Source organism: Alcanivorax sp. HI0083, assembly GCF_001635175.1.
Genome location: NZ_LWFX01001478.1, coordinates 1 through 1,342 on the forward strand (window position 1 = coordinate 1; position 1,342 = coordinate 1,342).

Sequence of the window (1,342 nt, forward strand, 5' to 3'; positions counted from 1 at the left end):
TGGCCACCCAGGGGTACAACCTGGTGCTGGCGGCGCGGCGGCTGGATCGATTGGAAACATTGGCCAGTGAGTTGCGCCAGCGCCATAACTTGGAGGTCATGTGTATCGCCTCCGACCTGGCCCAGGCCGGTGCGGCAGAAAAACTGGTAGCGGATATGGCTGCCCAGAAGGTGGAACTGACCGGCTTGATCAACAATGCCGGCTTTGGCGACCGGGGCGATTTTTCCGATCTGCCACTGCAGCGTCAGCTGGATATGATACAGGTGAATGTGACCGCACTGGTGGATCTGACCTGGCGGTTGATGCCACAGCTGAAAACGGCCAGAGATGCTTTTGTGATTAATGTGGCGTCCACTGCGGCGTTCCAGGCCGGCCCGAACATGAGTATCTATTACGCCTCCAAAGCGTTTGTGCTGTCGTTTTCGGAAGGCCTGCATGAAGAGCTGAAAAAAGAGGGCGTGGCGGTGAGTGCGCTTTGCCCCGGTGCCACCGCGTCCGAGTTTGCCCAGGAAGCCAACATGACCAACACCTTGCTCTTCAAGGCAGGCACCATGACCACCGAAGCGGTGGTTAGCAAGGCGCTGGCCGGACGCCACCGCGCAATTGTGATTCCTGGCCTGAAGAACCTGTTGATGGTGTGGCTCGGCAAGCTCTCGCCCCGTATGATTACCCGCCGACTGGCTGGATTGTTACAAGCGTGAATTCTTGTCCTTTTCAACGTGCCCGTTCCCCGGAACAGAAGGCGGAGCGGCGCGCACAAATTCTGGAGGCAGCGGCCCTGTTTTTTGCCGAGCAGCGGTTCGCGGCCATCAGCCTGGCGGCTATCGCCCGCCAGTCCGGTGTGACCAAGGCAGCGTTGTACCGGTATTTCCCTTCTAAAGAAGCGCTGTTTCTGGCGCTCTATCTGAGTGAACTGGATGCCATGGTTGAGGCGCCTCTACCGCAGGAGGGGCCGGCCTGGGCAGCAATCAGTGAGTTACTGATTGCCCGCCCATTGTTCTGCCGGTTGACCTCTATTCTGCATACCGTGCTGGAACACAATCTGGATGAATCACAGGCACGGGAATTCAAGCAGGCCCTGCTGGCATGCTTTGCGCAGCTGGCCGCACGCTTGCAGCGCGACTTTGCCCTGGAGGGAGATCAGGCCATACGTTTCCTGATGCAGGTGCAGCAATCGGTGATAGGTTGCTGGGCGGTGAGTCAACCGGCACCGGTGGTGGCCAGCGTGATCAAGGCGCCCCCGCTGGATGTGTTTCAGGTGGAGTTCGGGGATGCACTGCGTACCCAGCTACGAGCGTTGCAGGCCGCGTTATAACTCTTTGCCAGGGAGCGCCGGTATGGC

The 1,342-nt window shown here is 59.3% G+C and carries 2 protein-coding genes; both read left to right on the forward strand.

Features of this window, described 5'->3' with window-relative positions; all coding sequences use genetic code 11:
* On the forward strand, positions 1-701 hold a 701-nt coding region (locus A3754_RS22420), incomplete at its 5' end, for an SDR family oxidoreductase (RefSeq protein WP_063521384.1).
* Positions 698-1,315, forward strand: a complete 618-nt coding sequence (locus tag A3754_RS22425) for a TetR/AcrR family transcriptional regulator (protein WP_063521385.1) — start codon at positions 698-700, stop codon at positions 1,313-1,315. The genes A3754_RS22420 and A3754_RS22425, both read left to right, overlap by 4 nt.
* Positions 1,316-1,342 lie beyond the last annotated feature (27 nt).